Origin of the sequence: Streptomyces sp. NPDC102467 (assembly GCF_044765445.1) — a bacterium.
Taxonomy (GTDB): domain Bacteria; phylum Actinomycetota; class Actinomycetes; order Streptomycetales; family Streptomycetaceae; genus Streptomyces.
The window spans coordinates 128603-150520 of the sequence record NZ_JBIWKA010000021.1; the positions used below are offsets into that span (position 1 = coordinate 128603).

A 21918-nucleotide genomic window follows, 5' to 3' on the forward strand; every position below is an offset into this window, starting at 1 on the left:
TCTCCCCAACGTGCGCCCCACATTCACTTGTACGACGTGATGAGTTTTGCAGGTCGTCGACCGGGCTCCAAGAGGCAGGGGTGGATCGAGCGCTCATCGAGACATACGGAACATCACGCACACGGCACTACGACGAACGACGACGCCCCCGCACAGCGTGCAGCTGTGCGGGGGCGTCGCCCTGTCCGGTCTCCCGGACGGTGCCTCAGGCCTCGTCGGCCGGGGCCGAGACGGACGGCGACGACTGCTGCCCGGCCGCAGCGGTCTTCTTCGCGGCCGTCTTCTTGGCGGGGGTCTTCGCCGCCTTCTTGGCCGTCGTCTTCTTGGCGGCCGTCTTCTTGGCCGCGGTCTTCTTGGTGGCGGCCTTCTTCGCCGTCGCCTTCTTGGCCGTCTTACGGGCCGTCTTCTTGGCGGCGGGCGCCTCGTCCCCGGCCTCGTCGGCGGCGGACTCGACGGACTCGGCGGACTCGGCGGGGCCGGTCTCCTCCGCGGCCGACGGGACGACCACGACGGCCGTCTCCTCGGACGTGGTGGGGGCGGTGGCCTTGCGGACGGCGCGACGGCGCTGGCGGGCCGGGGCCGCGGTCGGCTCGGCCGCCTCCGCCACCACGGGGGCCGGCGCCTCGGCCGGCTCCTCGGCCTTCACCGGCTCGGCGACGGTCACCTCGGCGGCCTCCTGGGAGGACGCCTTCGGGGAACCGGCGGGCGCGCTGGCCTTGCGGGTGGCACGGCGACGCGAGCGCGGCGCGGGAGCCTCGTCCGCCACGGGCTGCGCGGGCTCGGCAGCCTCTGCCACGACGGGGGACGCCGGGGCCTCCACGACCGGCTCGGGCTCGGGCGCCGGGGCCTGCTGGGCCGCCGGCTCCTTCGGCGCGCCGACCGGGGCCGAGGCGCGGCGCGTGGCACGGCGGCGCGAGCGGCCGCCACGGCTCGCCGCGGCCTCCGCCTCGGCAGCGCTGGAGTACAGCTCCTCGTCCGGGTTGTAGTCGGGCTCGGGCAGCGCCACGGGGGCGGCGGCCTCCGCGGCGACCTCGGCCTCGGACTCGGTCTCGTACGACTCGGTGGAGTGCGCGGCATCGTGGTCGTGCTGGTCCGCCCCGTTGCCACCGCGGCCACGCTTCTTGCGCTTGCCGCCGCCACCGCCGGAGGAGGTGGGCTGCTCCATGTGGACGATGACGCCGCGCCCGTTGCAGTGCACGCAGGTCTCGGAGAAGGACTCCAACAGGCCCTGGCCGACGCGCTTACGGGTCATCTGGACCAGGCCGAGCGAGGTGACCTCGGCGACCTGGTGCTTGGTGCGGTCCCGGCCCAGGCATTCGAGCATCCGCCGCAGGACCAGGTCCCGGTTGGACTCGAGGACCATGTCGATGAAGTCGATGACGACGATGCCGCCGAGGTCGCGCAGGCGCAGCTGGCGCACGATCTCCTCGGCCGCTTCGAGGTTGTTCCTCGTCACGGTCTCTTCGAGGTTGCCGCCCTGGCCGGTGAACTTACCGGTGTTGACGTCGATGACGATCATGGCCTCGGTCTTGTCGATCACGAGGGAGCCGCCGGAGGGCAGCCACACCTTGCGGTCGAGCGCCTTGGCGAGCTGCTCGTCGATCCGGTACGTCGCGAAGACGTCGACCTCGCTGGTCCACCGCGTCAGGCGGTCGGACAGGTCGGGCGCCACGTGGTTGACGTAGCCGTGGATGGTCTCCCACGCCTCTTCACCGCTGACGATGACCTTGGAGAAGTCCTCGTTGAAGATGTCGCGCACGACGCGGACCGTCATGTCCGGCTCGCCGTACAGCAGGCTCGGCGACGACGTCGAGATCTGCTGGGACTTCTTCTGGATGTCCTCCCACTGGGCCTGCAGACGCTCGACGTCGCGGCTCAGCTCGTCCTCGCTCGCGCCCTCGGCGGCGGTGCGCACGATGACGCCCGCGTCCTCGGGGACGATCTTCTTGAGGATGGTCTTCAGGCGCGCGCGCTCGGTGTCCGGGAGCTTACGGCTGATGCCGGTCATCGAGCCCTCGGGCACGTAGACCAGGTAACGGCCGGGCAGCGAGATCTGGCTGGTGAGGCGGGCGCCCTTGTGGCCGATCGGGTCCTTGGTGACCTGTACGAGCACGGACTGGCCGGACTTGAGGGCGGTCTCGATGCGGCGCGGGCCGTTGGCCATGCCCAGCGCCTCGAAGTTGACCTCACCGGCGTACAGCACCGCGTTGCGGCCCTTGCCGATGTCGATGAAGGCGGCCTCCATCGACGGCAGCACGTTCTGGACCTTGCCCAGGTAGACGTTGCCGACGTACGAGGTCGACTGCTCCTTGTTGACGTAGTGCTCGACGAGGATGTCGTCCTCGAGCACGCCGATCTGGGTGCGCTCGCCGTTCTGGCGGACGACCATCACGCGCTCGACGGCCTCGCGGCGCGCCAGGAACTCGGCCTCGGTGATGATCGGCACACGACGACGGCCCTGCTCGCGGCCTTCGCGGCGGCGCTGCTTCTTGGCCTCCAGACGCGTGGAGCCCTTGATGGACTGCACCTCGTCCGCGGAGGTCGACCGCTCGGTGTGGCTGTCCTTCTTGCGGGGCTCGCGGACCTTGACGACCGTGCGCTCCGGGTCGTCGGACGTCTGCGGCTCGCTCTCGGGAGCCGAGTCACCGGCGCGACGCCTGCGGCGACGGCGACGGCGGCTGCTGCTCGAACCGGAGGCGGCGCTGTCGTCGCGCTCGTCGTGGTCGTCACGCTCGTCGTGCTCGTCCGCCTCGTCCACGTCGTCCGCGGAGTTCTGCTCCGCCTCGTCGTCGGACGGCTCCTGCTCGTGCTCGGCGTCGTTGTCGGCGGACTCGCCGCGGCGACGGCGACGGCCACCGCGGCGACGGCGACGGGCCGGGCGGTCTCCGTTCTCGTCGTGGTCGTCGTGCTCGTCGGACGCATCGTCATGGTCAGCCGGCTCCTCCGGCTCGGCCTCGGCCTCGACGACAGCCGCGGGCTCGGGCTCGACGGGCTGCTCGGCGACCGGCTGCTCGTCGGCGGCGCGCTTGCTCCGGCGGCGACGGCGCGGCGCCGGCTCCTCCTCGGCGACGGCGGCAACGGGGGCGGGGGTCGGCTCGGCCTCGGCGGGCTGCTCCTCGGCGGCCTCGGCCGCGGCAGCGGCGGCGGCGCGCTCCGGCGTCTGGAACATGGGCTCGGTGAAGACGGGCGCCTGGAACACGGCGACCGACGGACGCTTCGGACGGCCGGAGCCCTCCTCGTCACGGCCGGCCTTCGACGCGGACCGCTGAGTCGACTTCGGCTCGGCGAAACCGCCCGCGGCCTTGCGGGTGGCGCGGCGACGGCGGCGCGGCTCGGCGGCCTCGGCCGTGTCCGTGGCCTCGGTCACCGCGGCGGTGTCGGCCGGCTCGGGCTGCGTCTCTGCGGGCGCGGCGGCCTCGGCCACCTGGGCCTCCGGGGCGGCGACGGCGCGCGTGGCACGACGGCGGTTGCGGCGCGGGGCGGCCTCATCGGCCGGCTCCTCGACCGCGGCGGGCTCCTCGGGCGCGGCGACGGCCTGCGGCTCTTCGGCCACGGCGGTGGCGGGGGCCTCTGCAGCGGCGGTGGGCGCGGCAGCGGTGCGGGTCGCGCGGCGACGGCGGCGCGGGGCGGGCGCCTCGGCGGCGTCCTCCGGCTCCGCGACGGCCTGCGCGGCCTCGGCCTCGGCGACCGGCTCGGCGGCCTGCTGGGGCTGCTCGGCGGCGGGCGCGGTCACGGCGCGGGTGGCACGGCGGCGGGAGCGGCGCGGGGCCGCTTCCTCGGCCGCCGGTTCGGCGACGGGCACGGCCGGCTCCTCGACGGGAGCTGCGGTCTCGGCGGCGGGCTGTGCGGCCTCGTCCTGTGCGGGTGCACCGGCGGGCGCGGAGGCGCGGCGGGTGGCGCGACGGCGCGGGCGGCCGGCGGACGCGGTGTCCTGCGCCGGGGCCGTCTCGACGGCCTGGGCGGTCGCCTCGTCCGCGGCGTCGGGCTCGGCAGCGGCCGCTATGGCCGGCGTGGCCTGCGCGGCGGCCTTGCCTGCGGGCGGCCCCGCGGGGCGCGACGCGGCCCGGCGCCGACGGCGCGGGGGCAGGGTGTCGCTGGGCGTGTCGCCCGCGGCGGTGGCGGTGGGATCGTTCGATTCGATCTGCTCGGGCATGCGGGTGGATCTCCCGTCAGGCCCCCGGGCGCCGCGCCTGATCCGATGACCGGTGACGTCTGCGGCTCGCGCGTGGAGCGCGGTGCCGCCGGTCCGGGGCGCGGGCGCCGCACGGGGGCTCTCTAGTCTGTTCTCGCCGGTTCCGGTACGCGATGTACGTACGGCCTGGCGAAAGTCCTTGGGGTGGGTGCGCTGCCCGACCCAGGTGGCTCCCGAGTACCAGGGCGGCGCTACGACGACCGCCTTACGCGGAACCTTCCACGGCAGACGCCGTCGCGGCGGCAGATCCTGCGGCCCCCGAATGGGGGGCGGCCTGGACTGCCTCGCGGTCAGGCGCGAGCGGGTCGGTCACCGTGCCGGTCTCTTCATCGAAAGGCCCCTGCGCCAGCCTGGTCACCGCTGCGGGGACCGGCGGCGCCAGGTCAGCCACGGCGCGGAGACCGGACAGGACGTCGTCGGGTCGAACGGCAGGCGTCACGTGCCGAACAACCAGCCGCAGTATCGCACAGGCCGCGGAGCCGGGCCTATCAGCCGGAACATCCGCGGCTTCCAGACTCGCGACGGCCTCGCGGGCGTCGAACGTCCGGATCCCGTTCTTCGTGCGGCGCTGGACCTCGACGGTCTCGGCGGCGCGGAACGCATCGGCGGCGCGCGCGGCCTCCTCGACCGTCACTCCGTCGAGCCGCAGCTCCCACACGGATGCGGCGAGCCGCTCGGCCAGGCCCGAGGTGCGGGCCTCCACGGCGTCGATGATGTCGAGCCCGACGGGCATCGACTCGTCGAGCAGGGCTTTCAGTTTCTCGGGATCGCGCTGCGCGGTGAGCGCGATCTCCAGGTACTCGGCCTCACTGCCCGTGCCGGTGGGGGCGGCATTGGCGTACGACACCTTCGGATGCGGTGTGAACCCCGCCGAGTACGCCATGGGCACCTCGGCGCGGCGCAGCGCACGCTCGAAGGCGCGCTGGAAGTCTCGGTGGCTGGTGAACCGGAGGCGGCCGCGCTTGGTGTAGCGCAGTCGGATGCGCTGCACCGCGGGTGCGGGCGGCGGGCCTACGGGCTGTCGCTTGCCCAGTGTCCTAGTCCTTCGTGAGTGCGGTCGTACTCCTGTCAAGAGTACGTGTCGACGCGACGCCAGGTTCCCGCCGGTCCCTGACCTGCGGTTCAGGCAGGCCCACGGCCGGTCGTGGCGTACCGAACAGGGCGCGGCGGACGTCGGCGCGGACCTGCCGGACGGTGGCGCGGACCTCCTTGGCGACCCGGATCGCGGGGCGCCACACCTGGTCGCGTACGGCGTGCCCGACCGGAGTGAGCACGCTGCGGTACGCCCACCGCAGCGGGTCGACGACCAACCACCGCAGCAGCCGCCCGAGGAACCGTCCGACGGCGAGCGACACATACCCGGCCACGCGCCAGGCATGCCCGAGTGCGGCGCCGATCTCGCGGGCGATGACGCCGAGGACCCGGCCGACGGGCACGAGCACCCAGCGCCAGAGGGTCAGCACGGGCACCACGAAGATCCACCGCAAGAGTGTCGCGGCACCCCGCCCGAGCGCGAGAGCCGCCCACCGCAGTGCGTGCCCGAGGGGTGTGAGCAGCCAGGCGTACACCCACCCGCAGGGCACCACGACCAGCACCCACCCCAGCCAGCCGAGGGCGCGCCCAACTCCCTTGCACAGCAAGGCGATCGCATGACCCAACGGTGTCAGCACATACGTGTACGCCCAGACCGCCGGCACCACGACCAGCACCCGCGTGAGCCAGGCCAGCGCGAGCCCGGCCGGCACCACGCCGAACCGCCACAACGCCACCCACGGCCACACGAACAAGGCCCTGCCCAACCAGCCGAGCGCGACCCCTGCTCCCCTGCCCAGCACGGCGATCACCCGACCGAGCGGCGTCAACACATACGCGTACAACCAGACCGCCGGCACGACGACGAAGACCCGCGTGAGCGGTACGAGCACCCTCTGGTACACCAGGCGGCCGACCACGGTGAGCGCGTCCCACGCGAGGCGTACAGGTACCACCAGGACGAGCGCGACGATGCGCACCGGCAGGCGGATCGCGACGACGAGACAGCCGTCGGGCTCGGGGCGCTTTTCCAGGTCCATGCCTGTCAGGACGCCGCAAGCGGCGCGACGGATCCATTTTCCGGGCACTTGACCACCCGCGTGGACGTTGACCCCCTCGTATGGGCAAACTTTGCCGATAGCCAGCCACTATCAGGGGGGACCCCCGCATGATCACGCTCACGAAGGAAGACGGCCCGGCGGACCTGGACGGAGTCACGCATCTCTCCATCGGGGTGTCCTGGGACCCCACCTCCGGGAGCAGCGGCGGAGTGCTCGGCACCCTGCGCCGCAAGCAGGGCACCGACCTCGACCTGATCGCCATCGCGATGCAGGGCGCCGACCCGGTGCGCCTGGCCGGTCTCGACTCGCTGGACCCGCTGGGCAACGGCTCGCTGGTGCACTCCGGTGACAACCAGACGGGCAAGGGCGACGGGGACGACGAGACGGTCACGGTCGAGTTCGCGCGGATCCCGCAGAACATCACGGCGATCGTGTTCGTCGCGGCCGCGTTCAAGAAGGGCAGCTCTTTCCAGAAGGCCCGCAACGTCAGCATCAAGGTGTACGACGCCACGGGCGGCAGCAGCCAGCAGGTCGCCGACATCTGGCCGAGCATGCTGAGCGCCGACAACGGCTGCGCGGTGGCCAAGGCGATCCGCGGCGCGGGCGGCACGTGGAAGCTGGAGGTCATCAACACGACGGGCAAGATCAAGCAGGGCGACGAACTCGCCCTGATGCGGTTCGCCGTGAGCAAGTAGCAGGCATAGAGCAGCGATAGAGCAGGCATAGAGCAGGCATCAAGTACGCCGAAGGGGCGGCCGGTTGGTCAACCGGCCGCCCCTTCGCGTACGCCCTGCTTGCTAATTACTACTTGCTACTTGCTACTTGACGACCGTCAGCGGCAGCAGCTTCTTGCCGGTCGGGCCGACCTGGATGGTCGTGTCCATCGCCGGGCAGACACCACAGTCGAAGCACGGCGTCCAGCGGCAGTCGTCGACCTCGGTCTCGTCGAGCGAGTCCTGCCAGTCCTCCCAGAGCCAGTCCTTGTCGAGACCGGAGTCCAGGTGGTCCCAGGGCAGGACCTCCTCGTACGTGCGCTCACGCGTCGTGTACCAGTCGAGGTCCACACCGTGCGCGGGCAGCGCCTTCTGGGCGCACGCCATCCAGCGGTCGTAACTGAAGTGCTCGCGCCAGCCGTCGAAGCGGCCGCCGTCCTCGTAGACCGCGCGGATGACGTCGCCGATCCGGCGGTCACCGCGGGAGAGCAGGCCCTCGACGATGCCGGGCTTGCCGTCGTGGTAGCGGAAGCCGATGGAGCGGCCGTACTTCTTGTCGCCGCGGATCTTGTCGCGCAGCTTGGTGAGACGGGCGTCCGTGTCCTCGGCCGACAGCTGCGGCGCCCACTGGAACGGCGTGTGCGGCTTGGGCACGAAGCCGCCGATCGACACCGTGCAGCGGATGTCGTTGCCCGCGACCTCGCGGCCCTTGGCGATGACGTTCGCCGCCATCTCCGCGATCTGCAGGACGTCCTCGTCGGTCTCGGTGGGCAGGCCGACCATGAAGTACAGCTTCACCTGGCGCCAGCCGTTGCCGTACGCGGTGGCGACGGTCCGGATCAGGTCCTCTTCGCTGACCATCTTGTTGATGACCTTGCGCATGCGCTCACTGCCGCCCTCGGGGGCGAAGGTGAGGCCGGAGCGGCGGCCGTTGCGGGTCAGCTCATTGGCCAGGTCGACGTTGAACGCGTCGACGCGGGTCGACGGGAGGGACAGACCGATCTTGTCCTCGGTGTACCGGTCGGCGAGGCCCTTCGCGATGTCACCGATCTCGGAGTGGTCGGCCGAGGAGAGCGACAGCAGGCCGACCTCTTCGAAGCCGGTCGCCTTCAGGCCCTTGTCGACCATGTCGCCGATGCCGGTGATGCTTCGCTCCCGCACGGGGCGCGTGATCATGCCGGCCTGGCAGAAGCGGCAGCCGCGGGTGCAGCCGCGGAAGATCTCCACGGACATCCGCTCGTGGACCGTCTCGGCGAGCGGCACGAGCGGCTGCTTCGGGTACGGCCACTCGTCGAGGTCCATGACGGTGTGCTTGGAGACCCGCCACGGCACGCCCGACCTGTTCGGTACGACGCGGCCGATGCGCCCGTCGGGCAGGTACTCGACGTCGTAGAAGGCGGGGATGTAGACGTTGCCCGTCTTCGCGAGACGCAGCAGCACCTCCTCGCGCCCGCCGGGGCGTCCCTCGGCCTTCCAGGTGCGGATGATGTCGGTCATGTCGAGCACGGCCTGCTCGCCGTCACCGATGATCGCGGCGTCGATGAAGGCGGCGATCGGCTCCGGGTTGAACGCCGCGTGGCCGCCCGCGAGGACGATCGGGTCGTCAAGGGTGCGGTCCTTGGACTCCAGCGGAATCCCGGCCAGGTCGAGCGCGGTCAGCATGTTCGTGTAGCCGAGCTCGGTGGAGAAGCTCAGCCCGAAGACGTCGAACGCCTTCACCGGGCGGTGCGAATCGACCGTGAACTGCGGGACCTTGTGCTCGCGCATCAGCGCTTCCAGGTCCGGCCAGACGCTGTAGGTGCGCTCGGCGAGGACGCCCTCGCGCTCGTTCAGCACCTCGTAGAGGATCATGACGCCCTGGTTGGGCAGACCGACCTCGTACGCGTCCGGGTACATCAGCGCCCAGCGGACGTCGGAGGTCTCCCACGGCTTGACCGTGGAGTTGAGTTCTCCGCCGACGTACTGGATCGGCTTCTGCACATGCGGGAGCAGCGCTTCGAGCTGCGGGAACACAGACTCGACCGCTTTGGGCGCCGCGGCGGCGGCTTCGGCAGGCATAACCGTGGACCTTTGTGAGCTGACAGGGGGACCCTCAAGGCTAACCCGCCGAGAGGCCGGGCTCCGCCGCCCGATTCCACACCTTGGGAAGTTCCCGTTCCCGGTCCGCGGCGGCCGCCTGCTCCTGCCCGTACAGCAGACCCCAGGCGAAGGCGGTCTCGCCTGCGGCGTGTGCCTGGATCGCCAGGTCCCGCAGCGCCTCGCGGGCGACGACGGAGTCCTGGTGGTCGCCGAGCAGCGATTGCACCTTCTTGACGCGCTTGGTGAACTTCTTTGCCTGCTTGCCGAGTACGGGCACGGCCGTCTCCCCGGCGTACCGGGCGCGTTTGGCGGCCTTGCGGGCGTCGTGCAGCGCATGGTCGCGCTCGGTGCCGGGCGCGAGGGCCTCGGCGCGCTCGATGCGGGCCGCGAGGCGTGCGTGGTCCTTGAGGGCCGCCTTCACCAGCACCTCGGCGGCGGGCCGCTCCCCCGCGGGCCGCAGCGGCGGATCGGCGAGCAGCGCGTCTAGCGTTTCCAGGAGCGCCAGGTAGCGCTTGCCGTCGAGCACGGAGACGGTGTGCCGGCGCGAGCCCAGGCGGCGGGCCACGGCCCAGATCCGCAGCCGCCCCCGTACGGGCCCGAGCAGCAGGGTGCGTGGCAGCGCGTCGATCCGCTCGGTGAGCCGCTCGGTCAGCACTTCCCGGTCGCGGTCGATGCCCAGCTCCCCCGCGAGCCACTTGAGCTCCTGGCCGACGGGCTCCGTCACGGCCGGGTCGAGGACCTTCTTGTACGTCTTGAACGCGCTGCGCAGCCGCCGGGTCGCGACCCGCATCTGGTGCACGGCGTCCGGCAGGTCGCGGCGCACGGCGGGGTCGAGCTCGACGAGGATGTCGCGCTGCTCCCGCAGCCGGGCGAGGATGTGGTCCCCGGCGGTGACGGGCGCTGCCGCGGGGGCCTCCCGTGGGGCGCCGGCGCCGGTCTCGTCCAGCGCGCGGGCCAGCTTGGAGCCGGCGGCCGACCGCTCGACCCCGGCCCTGCGGAGCCGCTTCTCGACCTTGCCGAGGAACTCCGGGTCGCCGTCGTCGGCGAGCTCGACCTCGATCTCCGTCCATGCGACGGCGTTCTCGCCGCCGACCCGCTCGGCGCGCACGGCGTCCACGCACACCTCGGCGAGCAGTACGCCGTCGGCGCCGGTCAGATGGGTCACGTCCCGGGAGGTCAACAGGCGTACCACGGGGACGAGTTCACTCTCGCGGATCCGGGACCGGACGAGCCCGGAGAGCACCCGGGGCACGTCGTCGGAGAGCGGCGCCCGCACCTCGTCCCGTATGCCCTCGCTCAGGGCGACGGGCAGCTTGAGGTGCCAGCCCGCGTCGTCGCCGCCGGTACGCCGCCGCAGCGTGATCCGGTGGGCGGCGAGCCGCTGGTCAGGGGTGTCGTAGTACACGGCGTCGAGTTCCACGACGCCCTTGTCGATGACCTCCGACACTCCGGGGACCTTGTGCAGGTCGGGCAGCCGGAAGTGCTCGGCAGGGGCGTCGTACTTCCGCTCGATCTCGCGCTTGGTCTCCGCCATAACCTGAATTTAGACGTCACCTGTGCGCACCGATAGATGTCCGCGCTGCCAGGGGCGCGAGGCTGCGTCCGTCGGGCCGATGAATCAGCAACCGGCGATGGCGCTGATCCCCGGGGCTCTGCCCCGGACCCGCTCCTCAATCGCCGAAGGGGCTTAGTGGGCGGGCCTACGCCGACATCGGGCGTTGCACTCTGATCGACTGCAACAGCCCCACCGCCACCCACACGGCGAACATCGATGATCCTCCGTAGGAGACGAACGGCAGCGGGAGGCCCGCGACCGGCATGATGCCGAGGGTCATCCCGATGTTCTCGAACGCCTGGAACGCGAACCAGGCGATGATCCCGGCGGCGACGATCGTGCCGTACAGCTCCGTCGTCTCCCGGGCGATCCGGCAGGCCCGCCACAGCAGCACGCCGAGCAGCAGCACGATCGCCCCTGCCCCGAGGAAGCCGAGCTCCTCGCCGGCCACCGTGAACACGAAGTCCGTCTGCTGCTCGGGCACGAACTGGCCGGTGGTCTGCGAGCCGTGGAAGAGGCCGGCACCGGAAAGCCCGCCCGAACCGATCGCGATCCGCGCCTGATTGGTGTTGTAGCCGACGCCGGCCGGGTCGAGCGCGGGGTTGGCGAAGGCCGCGAACCGCGCGATCTGGTACTCGTCGAGCACGCCGAGCTTCCACACCGCGACGGCGCCGGCCGCGCCGACGCCGATCAGGCCGAGCACCCAGCGGTTGGAGGCGCCCGAGGAGAGCAGCACGCCGAGCACGATCATCACCATGACCATGACGGAGCCGAGGTCGGGCATCAGCATGACGACCGCCATCGGAACGGCCGCGAGGCCCAGCGCCTGCAGCACGGTCCGGTGGTCGGGGTGGTCCCGGTCACCGGCGTCGACGCGCGCCGCGAGCAGCATCGCCATGCCCAGGATGATGGTGATCTTCACGAACTCGGAGGGCTGCAGGGAGAAGCCGCCGCCGATGATGATCCAGGCGTGCGCCCCGTTCACCGTGGCGCCGAGCGGGGTGAGGACGAGCAGCACCAGGAAGACGGAGATCCCGTACAGGATCGGGACGGCCGTGCGCAGCGTGCGGTGTCCCAGCCAGATCGTCCCCACCATCAGCCCGAGGCCGATGCCGGTGTTGAGCAGGTGCCGGAAGAGGAAGTAGTACGGGTCACCCTGGTTGAGCTCGGTGCGGTTCCTGGTGGCGGAGTAGACGAGCGCCGCGCCGATCATCGAGAGCGCGAGCGCGGACAGCAGTATCGGCCAGTCGAGGCGGCGCACCACCGAGTCGCGGGCCATGAGCCGCGACATGGTGGAGCGCTGGGGACCGTACCCGGAGACGGAGAAGCCGTTGGTGCCGGCCATGGTGGGTCAGTCCCTCCTGCTGGTCGTCGTGGCGGGCGGACCCGCCGCCAGGTTCTGCGGGGCGTTCGGGTCCTCCTTGTTCGGCTCGTACGGCTTGATCTCCGGGGCGTCGATCGAACCGTCGGACTGGATCTTCGGCAGCGCCTTCTCGGGCTCGGGCAGCAGCGCCTTCTTGAGGTCCTGCTTGCCGTTGCCGTCGAGGCCGTAGATCGCGTCGTAGATCTTGCGGACGGCCGGTCCCGAGGCGCCGGAACCCGTACCACCCTGGGAGATCGTCATGACGATCGAGTAGTCCTTGGTGTACGTCGCGAACCATGAGGTCGTCTGCTTGCCGTAGACCTCGGCGGTACCGGTCTTGGCGTGCATCGGGATCTTGTCCTGCGGCCAGTTCTGGAAACGCCAGGCGGCCGTTCCGCGGGTCGCCACTCCCGCCAGTGCTTGGTCTATCTCGTTGCGCGTCTTACCGGTCATCGGGAGCTTGCCGTTGGTCTTCGGCTGGATCTCGGACACCTGCTTGCCGTCGGCGCTGACGACGGCCTTGCCGACCTCGGGCGCGTGCAGGGTGCCGCCGTTGGAGATCGCCGCGTAGATCGACGCCATCTGTATCGGCGTGACGAGGGTGTCGCCCTGGCCGATGGAGTAGTTGACGGAGTCACCGGCGCGCATGAGGTTGCCTTCGAGGCAGTTCTCGTAGTTGAGCTTCTGGACGTAGTCGCCGTCCTTCTTGCCCGACTTGCACCAGGAGTCCTTGTTGGCCGCCCAGAACTTCTTCTTCCACTGGCGGTCGGGGACCCGGCCGGTGACCTCGTTGGGCAGGTCGATGCCGGTCTCCTTGCCCAGGCCGAACTGGTGGGCCGTCTTGTAGAACCAGTCCTTGGTGTTCTTGTTGCCCTTGAGGCCGCCGTCCTTCTTCCACTCCCTGTGGGCGAGCCCGTAGAAGACGGTGTCGCAGGAGACCTCCAGGGCGCGGCCCAGGCTGATCGGGCCGAAGTTCTCCGACTCGAAGTTCTTGAAGACCTGGCCGCCGATGGAGTACGAGCTGGTGCAGGGGTAGCGGCCGTCGAACGCGTAGCCCGCGTTGACCGAGGCCGCCGTGGAGACGACCTTGAAGATCGAGCCCGGGGCGGCCTGGCCCTGGATCGCCCGGTTGAGCAGCGGGTAGTTGGACTTCTTGCCGGTGAGCGCCGCGTAGTCCTTGCCGGAGATCCCGCCGACCCAGGCGTTCGGGTCGTACGACGGCTGGGACGCCATGGCGACGACGCGGCCGGTCTTGGCCTCGAGGACCGCGACGGCGCCCGAGTCGGCCTTGTAGTTCGTCCCGGTGTTCTTGTCGAACTCCTTGCGGGCGGTCTTCATCGCCTCGTTGAGCTCGGCCTCGGCGACGGACTGGACACGGGCGTCTATCGACGTGACGACGTTCGCGCCGGGCTCGGCCTTGTCGCTGTTGGCCTGGCCGATGACGCGGCCGAGGTTGTCGACCTCGTAGCGGGTGACGCCGGCCTTGCCGCGCAGTTCCTTGTCGTACGTGCGCTCCAGGCCGGAGCGGCCGACCTGGTCGGAGCGGAGGTACGGGGATTCGCTGTCCTTGGCCTTCTCGATCTCGGCGTCGGTGACCGGGGAGAGATAGCCGAGGACCTGCGCGGTGTTGGAGCCGCCGGGGCCCGCGTAGCGGCGCACGGCGGTCGGCTCGGCCGTGATGCCGGGGAAGTCCTCGCCGCGCTCGCGGATCTGCAGCGCCTGCTTGGGCGTGGCCTCGTCGGTGATGGGGATGGGCTGGTACGGCGAGCCGTTCCAGCAGGGCTGCGGCGTCTTGGCGTCGCAGAGCCGGACCTTCTCCTCGACTTCCTTGGGCGTCAGCTTGAGGACGGCGGCGAGCTTGGCCAGGACGCCCTTGCCGTCGTCCTTCATCTTCATCAGGTCGGTGCGGGAGGCGGAGACCACGAGGCGGGTCTCGTTGTCCGCGATGGGCACACCGCGGGCGTCCAGGATCGATCCGCGCACGGCGGGGGTGACGACCTGCTGCACGTGGTTGCCGGAGGCCTCCTTGGCGTACTCGTCGCCGTTACGGATCTGGAGGTACCAGAGACGGCCGCCGAGGGTCAGCAGGAGGGAGAGGACGAGGATCTGCAGGACGATGAGCCGGATCTGGACACGAGGTGTCCGGCCCGTCTCGGGAATGTTGGTCACGGTGGTGGGCTCCCCCTCTCAGTACGAGTACGAGTACGTGTACACCCGGAAGCTGTGCGTCAACTGACCGGCGGTCACAGGCGCTTGACCCCCTTGATGCGTCCGGCGCGAGCGGCGCGGGCCTTGGCGGTCTTCATCCGCAGGCCGCCGCGCTGGTTGCCGATGCGCAGGCCGGTGCCGGCGGAGAGCCAGCCGGCGGACACGTCGGCGGTCTTGCCGGAGCTTCCCGAGGTCTCGGCCAGCGGATCGTTGTCCGCGCGTCTGGCGAGCGCCATCACGCCGGGCACCACGAACGGCGCGAGCAGCAGGTCGTAGAGCGCGGCGGTGAAGAGCAGGCTGCCGAGTCCGACGTGGCGGGCCGCGGTGTCGCCGACGAGGGCGCCCACGCCCGCGTACAGCAGGGTCGTGCCGATGGCGGCGCCGACGACCACGACCATGGGTCCTGTGGCCGAGCGCAGCTGCCCGTTGTCGGGCTTGGCGAGGCCCGCGAGGTAGCCGATGAGGCAGAGCACGAGGGCGTAGCGGCCCGCGGCGTGGTCGGCGGGCGGGGCCAGGTCGGCGAGCAGACCGGCCCCGAAGCCGACGAAGGCGCCGCCCACGTGCCCGTAGACCAGGGCCAGGCCCAGGACCGTCAGGAGCATCAGGTCCGGTACGGCGCCGGGGAGTTGGAGCCTCGCCAGGACGCAGACCTGGATGACCAGGGCCACGACGACGAGGGTGGTGGAGAGCAGCATCCGGTTGAAGCGCATGAGCTTTCGCTCCTCCTGACTACTGCTCGTAGCCGTTGTCGGCGGCGCCGTTCGCGGGCGCGGACGGGGTGACGGTGACGGTCACGGTCGGCGCCGGCTTGGGCTTGGCGGGCTTGGACGGCAGGACTTCGTCGCGCGGGTCGGTGCGCGGGGGCTGCACGACGACGCCGACGATGTCGAGTTTGGTGAATCCGACGTACGGCTGGACGTAGACGGTGCGGGTCAGGTCGCCGCCCGACGGGTCGACGCGGACGACCTTGCCGACCGGGACGCCGGGTACGAACGGCTTGTCGGCCTGCGAGCCGAAGGTGATGAGCCGGTCGCCCTTCTTGACCTTGGCCTTGCCGTTGAGCAGCTGGACGCGGAGCGGGCGGTCGCCCTGCCCCGAGGCGAAGCCGAGCTCGTCGGTCTTCTCCATCCGGGTGCCGACGGTGAAGTCGGGGTCGTTGGCGAGCAGCACCGTGGAGGTGCCGGGGCCGACGGTGGTGACGCGGCCGACGAGCCCGTCCCCGTTCAGGACGGTCATGTCGCGCTTGATGCCGTCGTTCGAACCCGCGTCGATGGTGACGGTCCAGGAGAAGCCCTGCGCGGACCCTATGGCGATGATCTGGGCGCCCTTGATGCCGTACTGGCCGGCCCCGGCGGTCTTCATCATGGTGTCGAGCTGGCGAATCTTGCTCCGGTTGCGGTCGTCGCTGCCGAGTTCGGCCTTCAAGGCCGCGTTCTCGCGCTCCAGTTGCCCGATGCGGTCGTGCCGGTTGCCGGAGTCGCGGACTGCGCTTATGGCGTTCCCGATGGGGTCGACGGCGCCCGAGACGCCGTTCTCCACCGGACCGAAGACCTTGGCGGCGGCCTGGCGGGCACCGTCGACCGGCGAGTCCTCACCGCCGCGGATGTCCACCGTGATCAGTGCGAACGCGATGGCGATCAGCAGCACCAGGAGCAGCCGGCTCTCTCGTGTGTCCCTCACGTGCGGCGGCCGTGCCTTCCTCATTTGGAATCTGGGGAATTGTTATGCCTTGCCTATATATCAACGATCCGCCGCACGAAGTGGCAGCCACTCGTACGGCGGACCGCCCTTTTGGGGGGTGCGCGTCACGTCATCTGCGCGGCGAGGCGTCCAGCACCTGCTGGAGCGCCTCGAACTCCTCTACGCACTTGCCGGAGCCGAGCGCCACGCTGTCCAGCGGGTCCTCGGCGATGTGGATCGGCATCCCGGTCTCGCGGCGCAGCCGCTCGTCCAGGCCGCGCAGCAGGGCGCCGCCACCGGTCAGCACGATGCCGCGGTCCATGACGTCGCCGGAGAGCTCCGGCGGGCACTTGTCGAGGGTGGTCTTGACCGCGTCGACGATCGCGTTGACCGGTTCCTCGATGGCCTTGCGGACCTCCGCCGCCGAGATGACGACGGTCTTCGGCAGACCGGACACGAGGTCGCGGCCGCGGATCTCGGTGTGCTCGTCGGAGTCGAGGTCGTACGCGGAGCCGATCGTGATCTTGATCTGTTCGGCGGTGCGCTCACCGAGGAGGAGCGAGTACTCCTTCTTGATGTGCTGGATGATCGCGTTGTCCAGCTCGTCGCCCGCGACGCGGATCGACTGTGCCGTGACGATTCCGCCGAGCGAGATGACCGCGACCTCGGTGGTGCCGCCGCCGATGTCCACCACCATGTTGCCCGTGGCCTCGTGGACCGGCAGGCCGGAGCCGATGGCCGCGGCCATGGGCTCCTCGATGATGTGCACCTGGCGGGCACCGGCCTGCGAGGAGGCCTCGATGACCGCGCGGCGCTCGACGCCGGTGATGCCGGACGGCACGCAGACCACGACGCGGGGCCGGGCGAGGTAGCGCCGCTTGTGGATCTTCAGGATGAAGTAGCGGAGCATGCGCTCGGTGATCTCGAAGTCGGCGATCACGCCGTCCTTGAGGGGGCGCACCGCCACGATGTTGCCCGGGGTGCGCCCGATCATCTTCTTGGCTTCGGCGCCGACCGCGAGGATGCCACCGGTATTGGTGTTGATGGCGACCACGGACGGCTCGTTGAGCACGATCCCACGGCCCCTGACGTACACCAGCGTGTTGGCGGTCCCGAGGTCGACAGCCATGTCACGGCCGATGAACGACATTGAGTTCCCCATCAGGATTCGTCTGGCCTTCCCAAGTGGAGCGTTTGATTGCTTGTCAGGTAGGCGAGAGGTGGACGCGTGTGGCGTGGAGGCTTCCATCGTAGTCTCGCCTGCACGATCACGGCGCGAGGGTCTTCGCCATTGTCAGCAGATGAACCCCCGCCCCGCTAATGGGGACGTGCCGACGGAGGGTTGCGTTCCCCCAATCGGGCCGCATATGCCAAAGAGCGGCCCAATTTCTCGGGCCGCTCCAGGTCAGTCGCACCGATCGGCTGACGCGGCGTCAGAAAACAACTTTCCTGGGTCTCATCAGTCGAGACCGCGGAGGTCGGACCAGGTCTCGGACCGGATCTCGGACCGGACTCAGGCCGGATCTCAGACCAGGTTCGGGAAGAAGATCTTGAGCTCGCGCTCGGCCGACTCCTCCGAGTCCGAGGCGTGGATCAGGTTCTCCCGGACGATGACACCGAAGTCGCCGCGGATCGAACCCGGGGTGGCGGCGATCGGGTCGGTCGGACCGGCCAGACCGCGTACGCCCTCGATGACCCGCTCGCCCTCGACGACCAGCGCGACGACAGGACCGGAGGACATGAACGCGACCAGCGGCTCGTAGAACGGCTTGCCCTTGTGCTCGCCGTAGTGCTGCTCCAGCGTCTCCTGGCTCAGGCTGCGCAGCTCCAGGGCGCTGATCGTCCAGCCGGCCTTGCGCTCGATGCGGCCGATGATCTCGCCGATCAGGCCACGGCGGACCGCGTCGGGCTTGAGCAGGACGAGCGTGCGCTGGGTCATGTTGGCTGGACTCCTTGTGCGGCCTGGATGTGCGGTGGGCCCGAGATTACAGGGGGTTATCGGGCGCGGGGCACTTGGGTGCGGGCCGGGATCCCATCACCGTAGGGGCCGTGGCTGTGGGTGACCGCGGGCCCGGTGGGGGCTGGTCGCGCCCCGCGGCGGAGCCGCTGATCGATACAGCCCCGCGCCCCTGAGATGCGCACTGCGTGCGCCATCTCAGGGGCGCGTAGCGCGTCGCCCATGGGGCTGCGGCGAAGCCGCATGCTCCAGGGGCGCGGGGAACTGCGCGAGAAGTCCCCACCGGGGCGCACCCGGAGAACAGACCAGGGGGCGCGGGGAACTGCGCGACCAGCCACGACGAGACCCGCACTCGGCGACGGACCGGAGCTACGCGGCGCTGGACCCCTGCTCAGCCTGCTCCGCCCAGCGGGCTTTCGCCGCGTCGATCTTCAGGCCGAAATGGATCGAGGCCCACCAAAGCGCCGCGAAGCACGCGCCGAGGAAGAACATCAGCGGGACCCAGAATCCGCTCACGATCAGCACGATCTGCAGGGCCCAGCCCAGCTGGACACCGCCCGGACGGGACAGCATGCCGCACAGCAGCACGCTGAGCAGCATGGCGACACCGCACACCGTCCAGACGACAGCGCCGGACAGATCGGGGTCCTTCATCGCCACCAGACCGGCGAAGCCGATGACGAAGAACTCGCCGATCAGGGTCGAGGAGCACAACATACGCACAGCGGATCAGCCCTTCCCCAGCAACAGCCTGGCCTCGCCGACCGTGATCACGGAACCGGTGACGAGCACTCCCCCGCCCGCGAACTCGCCCTCTTCCTCGGCGAGCGTGATCGCGGCCTCCAGCGCGTCGTCGAGCCGCGGCTCGACCTGCACCCGCTCGTCGCCGAAGACCTCCACCGCGACGGCCGCCAACTCGTCGGCGTCCATCGCACGGTGGCTGGAGTTCTGCGTGACGACGATCTCCGCGAAGATCGGCTCGAAAGCTTCGAGCACCCCCCGCACGTTCTTGTCGGCGCTGGCGCCGACCACACCGATGAGCCGGCTGAAGTCGAAGACCTCGCTGATCGCCTCGGCGGTGACCCGGGCACCCGCCGGGTTGTGCGCGGCGTCCAGGACGACGGTCGGCGAGCGGCGCACGACCTCCAGCCGGCCCGGCGCGGTGACCGAGGCGAACGCCGTGCGGATCGTGCCGATGTCGAGCGGGCGCGCGTGCTCCGAGCCGATACCGAAGAACGCCTCGACGGCGGCGAGCGCCACCGCCGCGTTGTGCGCCTGGTGCGCGCCGTGCAGCGGCAGGAAGATCTCCTCGTACTCGCCGCCCAGGCCCCGCAGCGTCACGAGCTGGCCGCCGACGGCGACCTGACGGGCGACGACGCCGAACTCCAGGCCCTCGCGCGCGACCGTCGCGCCCGACTCGACGGCCTTCTTCAGGATCACCTGTGCCGCGTCCACCGGCTGCTGCGCCATGATCACGGTCGCGTCCTGCTTGATGATCCCGGACTTCTCGCCCGCGATCTCGCCCGGCGTGTTCCCGAGCCGGTCGGTGTGGTCCAGGTCGATGGGCGTGATGACGGCGACCGAGCCGTCGATCACGTTCGTCGCGTCCCAGCTGCCGCCCATGCCGACCTCGACGACCGCGACGTCGACGGGGGCGTCCGCGAAGGCCGCGTACGCCATACCGGTCAGCACCTCGAAGAAGGAGAGCCGGTACTCCTGCTGGGCGTCGACCATCTCGACGTACGGCTTGATGTCGTCGTAGGTCTCGATGAACCGCTCGTGGTCGATCGGGGCGCCGTCCAGGCTGATGCGCTCGGTGACCGACTGCACGTGCGGCGACGTGTACCGGCCGGTGCGCAGCTCGAAGCCGCCGAGGAGGGCCTCGACCATGCGGGCCGTGGACGTCTTGCCGTTCGTCCCCGTGATGTGGATCGAGGGGTACGCGCGCTGCGGCTCGCCCAGGACGTCCATCAGCGCGGCGATCCGGCTGACGGACGGCTCCAGCTTCGTCTCGCCCCAGCGCGTGGCGAGGTCCGCCTCCACCGCGCGCAGCGCCTTCTCCACCTCCGGGTCCTGCGGGCGCGCGGGGATGCCGTCGCCGCCCGGCGCGGCGCCCTGGGTGCGCAGGGTGCGGCTGCCCGCCTCGATCACCGCGAGGTCGGGGTCGCGCTCGGTCTCGGCGCCCACGATCTCCTCGAAGGCGTCGGAGTCGGGGTGGCCGGCGGGCTCGTCGTCGCTGCTGTCGCGCGGAGGGAGGTCACTCACGTACGCCAGTCTACGGAGGTGCGCCGACAGTGCCGACGACGCCACCCGCCGCGCCGATTCGGGACTTTCGGCCCGTCCGATTCAGGACCTTGGTCCCACCGCTCCACAGCATCACCCTGCAAACTTGGCGATCATGGACATAGGGATCGATCTCGGCACCGCCAACACCCTCCTCTACGTGCGCGGTCAGGGCATCGTGCTGAACGAACCCTCGGTCGTCGCCGTCAAGACCGGCCACCGCGGCGCGCTCGCCGTCGGCAGCGAGGCGAAGGAGACCATCGGAAGGACGCCCGGCTCGATCACCGCGATCCGGCCGCTGCGCGGCGGCGTCATCAGCGACTACGAGGCGGCCGAGGAGATGATCCGGCACTTCGTGCGCAAGGCCGTGCCCGGCCGGCGACCGCGTACGCGCATGGTGGTGTGCGTGCCGAGCGGCGTCACGCCCGTGGAGCGGCGGGCCATCGTGCACGCGGCCCAGCGGTCGGGGGCGCGGGCCGTCCACCTGATCGAGGAGCCGATGGCGGCGGCGATCGGCGCGGGGCTCCCGGTGGCCGAGCCGCGCGGGTCGATGGTCGTGGACATCGGCGGCGGCACCACGGAGGTCGCCGTCATCTCGCTGGGCGGCGTGGTCACCGCGCAGTCGCTGCGGGTGGGCGGCGACCGGCTCGACGAGGCCATCACCGACCACGTGCGCAAGGAGCACGGGCTGCTGATCGGGGAACGGACGGCCGAGGATGTCAAGGTCGCGATCGGCTCGGCGTGGCCGGTGCCCGGGGACGAGGCCTTCGAGATGCGGGCGTTCACCGTACGGGGACGGGAGAAGGTCGCGGGGCTGCCGAAGACGGTCGACCTGACGGTGCAGGAAGTGCGCGCAGCGCTTGACGAGCCGGTGGAGGCGATCATCGCCGCGGTCCGGGCGACCCTGGAGGAGTGCCCGCCGGAGCTGTCCGGGGACGTCATGGAGCACGGCATCGTGCTGACGGGCGGGGGCGCGCTGCTGCCGGGCCTCGATCTGCGGCTGACGTCCGCCACGGGAATTCCCGTGTTCGTGGCCGAGGACCCGCTGCACAGTGTCGCCATGGGCTGCGGGAAGTGCGTGGACGACTTCGACGAACTGCAGCGGGTGATGACAGCGGTGTAGGCGGCCCTCCCGGGGGTCCATCTGCCGTAAAGCGTGAGGCCGTTCGGCGCGGTGACAGGACCGGCCCGCGCCCGCGGTGTACCCATCGGACCATGTGGTACGCACATCAACCCGGCCGCCGCGCACGGCAGATCATCGGTGACGGCGCGGCCCTGCTGTGGACTGCCCTGTGGGCCGTGGCCGCGGTGGTCGCGCACCGGCTGATCACCCTCGCGGCCCGGCCCGCCCCGCACCCCCGCGCGCGGCTCCCGCTGCTCGGCCCCCGGATGAACGGCACCCTGCACGACGTCGCCCGGGCCGGCGACCGGCTCGCCGACGCCGCGCCCTCCGGGTCCGCGCCCGTTCAGGCCCTCGCCGTGCTCGCGGCCGTCGCCCTGTTCGTCGTCCCGGTCGGCCTGCTGCTCGCCCTGTGGCTGCCGCGCCGGATCCGCTGGACGCGGCAGGCCGCCGCCGCCCGCGAACTGGCCGCCACCGAGGACGGCCGTGAACTCCTCGCGCTGCGCGCCCTGGTCCGCCCCCTCGACGAACTCGCCCGGTTCAGCGACGCGGGGCCCGGCCGGCTCGCCGAGGGGTGGCGGGAGGCGGACCCGGCGGTCCTGGACGCCCTGGCCGACGTCGAGTTGCGGCATCTGGGGCTGAGCACGTCCTGACGTAGGCCGCCCGGCATGACCG

At 71.0% G+C, this 21918-nt stretch carries 16 protein-coding genes; 3 read left to right on the top strand and 13 right to left on the bottom strand.

From position 1 onward, the window contains the following. Positions 1-205: 205 nt before the first annotated feature. The 3 genes from ACIREE_RS36050 to ACIREE_RS36060 all read right to left on the bottom strand — a co-directional run bounded on the left by ACIREE_RS36050 (position 206) and on the right by ACIREE_RS36060 (position 6264). Positions 206-4153 (bottom strand): Rne/Rng family ribonuclease, encoded by a 3948-nt coding sequence (locus tag ACIREE_RS36050; protein WP_404162131.1) that lies wholly within the window; start codon positions 4151-4153, stop codon positions 206-208. Between the two features lie 244 nt (positions 4154-4397). Beyond that, positions 4398-5183, bottom strand: coding sequence for a TIGR03936 family radical SAM-associated protein (locus ACIREE_RS36055; RefSeq protein ID WP_404162133.1), 786 nt, complete (start codon positions 5181-5183; stop codon positions 4398-4400). Positions 5184-5229: 46 nt separating this feature from the next. Further along, a complete protein-coding gene (locus ACIREE_RS36060) occupies positions 5230-6264 on the bottom strand; it encodes a hypothetical protein (protein ID WP_404162136.1) in 1035 nt (344 codons plus the stop codon). 128 nt (positions 6265-6392) lie between these two features. Between ACIREE_RS36060 and ACIREE_RS36065 the strand changes: the two genes are divergently transcribed. Then, positions 6393-6980, top strand: coding sequence for a TerD family protein (locus tag ACIREE_RS36065; RefSeq protein WP_404162138.1), 588 nt, complete (start codon positions 6393-6395; stop codon positions 6978-6980). A gap of 123 nt (positions 6981-7103) precedes the next feature. Here the strand turns inward: ACIREE_RS36065 and ACIREE_RS36070 are convergent, their stop codons facing one another. The 10 genes from ACIREE_RS36070 to ACIREE_RS36115 all read right to left on the bottom strand — a co-directional run bounded on the left by ACIREE_RS36070 (position 7104) and on the right by ACIREE_RS36115 (position 20105). Then, entirely contained in the window at positions 7104-9056 is a 1953-nt protein-coding gene (locus tag ACIREE_RS36070; RefSeq protein WP_404162141.1) for a TIGR03960 family B12-binding radical SAM protein, read from the bottom strand. Positions 9057-9096: 40 nt separating this feature from the next. Beyond that, positions 9097-10611, bottom strand: coding sequence for a CHAD domain-containing protein (locus tag ACIREE_RS36075; RefSeq protein ID WP_404162144.1), 1515 nt, complete (start codon positions 10609-10611; stop codon positions 9097-9099). Positions 10612-10777: 166 nt separating this feature from the next. Further along, positions 10778-11977 (bottom strand): rod shape-determining protein RodA, encoded by a 1200-nt coding sequence (gene rodA / locus ACIREE_RS36080; protein ID WP_363191635.1) that lies wholly within the window; start codon positions 11975-11977, stop codon positions 10778-10780. 6 nt (positions 11978-11983) lie between these two features. Further along, on the bottom strand, positions 11984-14164 hold the full coding sequence (mrdA, locus tag ACIREE_RS36085; RefSeq protein ID WP_404162146.1) for a penicillin-binding protein 2: 2181 nt from the start codon (positions 14162-14164) through the stop codon (positions 11984-11986). Positions 14165-14238: 74 nt separating this feature from the next. After that, entirely contained in the window at positions 14239-14913 is a 675-nt protein-coding gene (gene mreD, locus ACIREE_RS36090) for a rod shape-determining protein MreD (RefSeq protein WP_404162149.1), read from the bottom strand. 19 nt (positions 14914-14932) lie between these two features. Continuing rightward, positions 14933-15883 carry a rod shape-determining protein MreC gene (mreC, locus tag ACIREE_RS36095; RefSeq protein WP_404162152.1) on the bottom strand — a complete coding sequence of 317 codons (951 nt, stop codon included), beginning with the start codon at positions 15881-15883 and terminating at the stop codon, positions 14933-14935. 130 nt (positions 15884-16013) lie between these two features. Beyond that, positions 16014-17033 (bottom strand): rod shape-determining protein, encoded by a 1020-nt coding sequence (locus ACIREE_RS36100; protein ID WP_018531437.1) that lies wholly within the window; start codon positions 17031-17033, stop codon positions 16014-16016. A 375-nt stretch (positions 17034-17408) separates the two neighbouring features. After that, the gene (ndk, locus tag ACIREE_RS36105; protein WP_404162155.1) at positions 17409-17822 is read right to left on the bottom strand and encodes a nucleoside-diphosphate kinase; all 414 of its coding nucleotides are present in this window, start codon (positions 17820-17822) and stop codon (positions 17409-17411) included. Positions 17823-18209: 387 nt separating this feature from the next. Next, positions 18210-18563 carry a DUF4233 domain-containing protein gene (locus ACIREE_RS36110; protein WP_404162157.1) on the bottom strand — a complete coding sequence of 118 codons (354 nt, stop codon included), beginning with the start codon at positions 18561-18563 and terminating at the stop codon, positions 18210-18212. A 6-nt stretch (positions 18564-18569) separates the two neighbouring features. Beyond that, positions 18570-20105 carry a bifunctional folylpolyglutamate synthase/dihydrofolate synthase gene (locus tag ACIREE_RS36115; protein ID WP_404162160.1) on the bottom strand — a complete coding sequence of 512 codons (1536 nt, stop codon included), beginning with the start codon at positions 20103-20105 and terminating at the stop codon, positions 18570-18572. Positions 20106-20238: 133 nt separating this feature from the next. Here ACIREE_RS36115 and ACIREE_RS36120 point away from each other — a divergent pair, with 133 nt between their 5' ends. After that, positions 20239-21246: a rod shape-determining protein gene (locus ACIREE_RS36120; RefSeq protein ID WP_404162194.1), complete on the top strand. Its 1008-nt coding sequence runs from the start codon at positions 20239-20241 to the stop codon at positions 21244-21246. Positions 21247-21338: 92 nt separating this feature from the next. Then, positions 21339-21896 carry a hypothetical protein gene (locus tag ACIREE_RS36125; protein WP_404162162.1) on the top strand — a complete coding sequence of 186 codons (558 nt, stop codon included), beginning with the start codon at positions 21339-21341 and terminating at the stop codon, positions 21894-21896. The last annotated feature ends 22 nt before the right edge of the window (positions 21897-21918 follow it).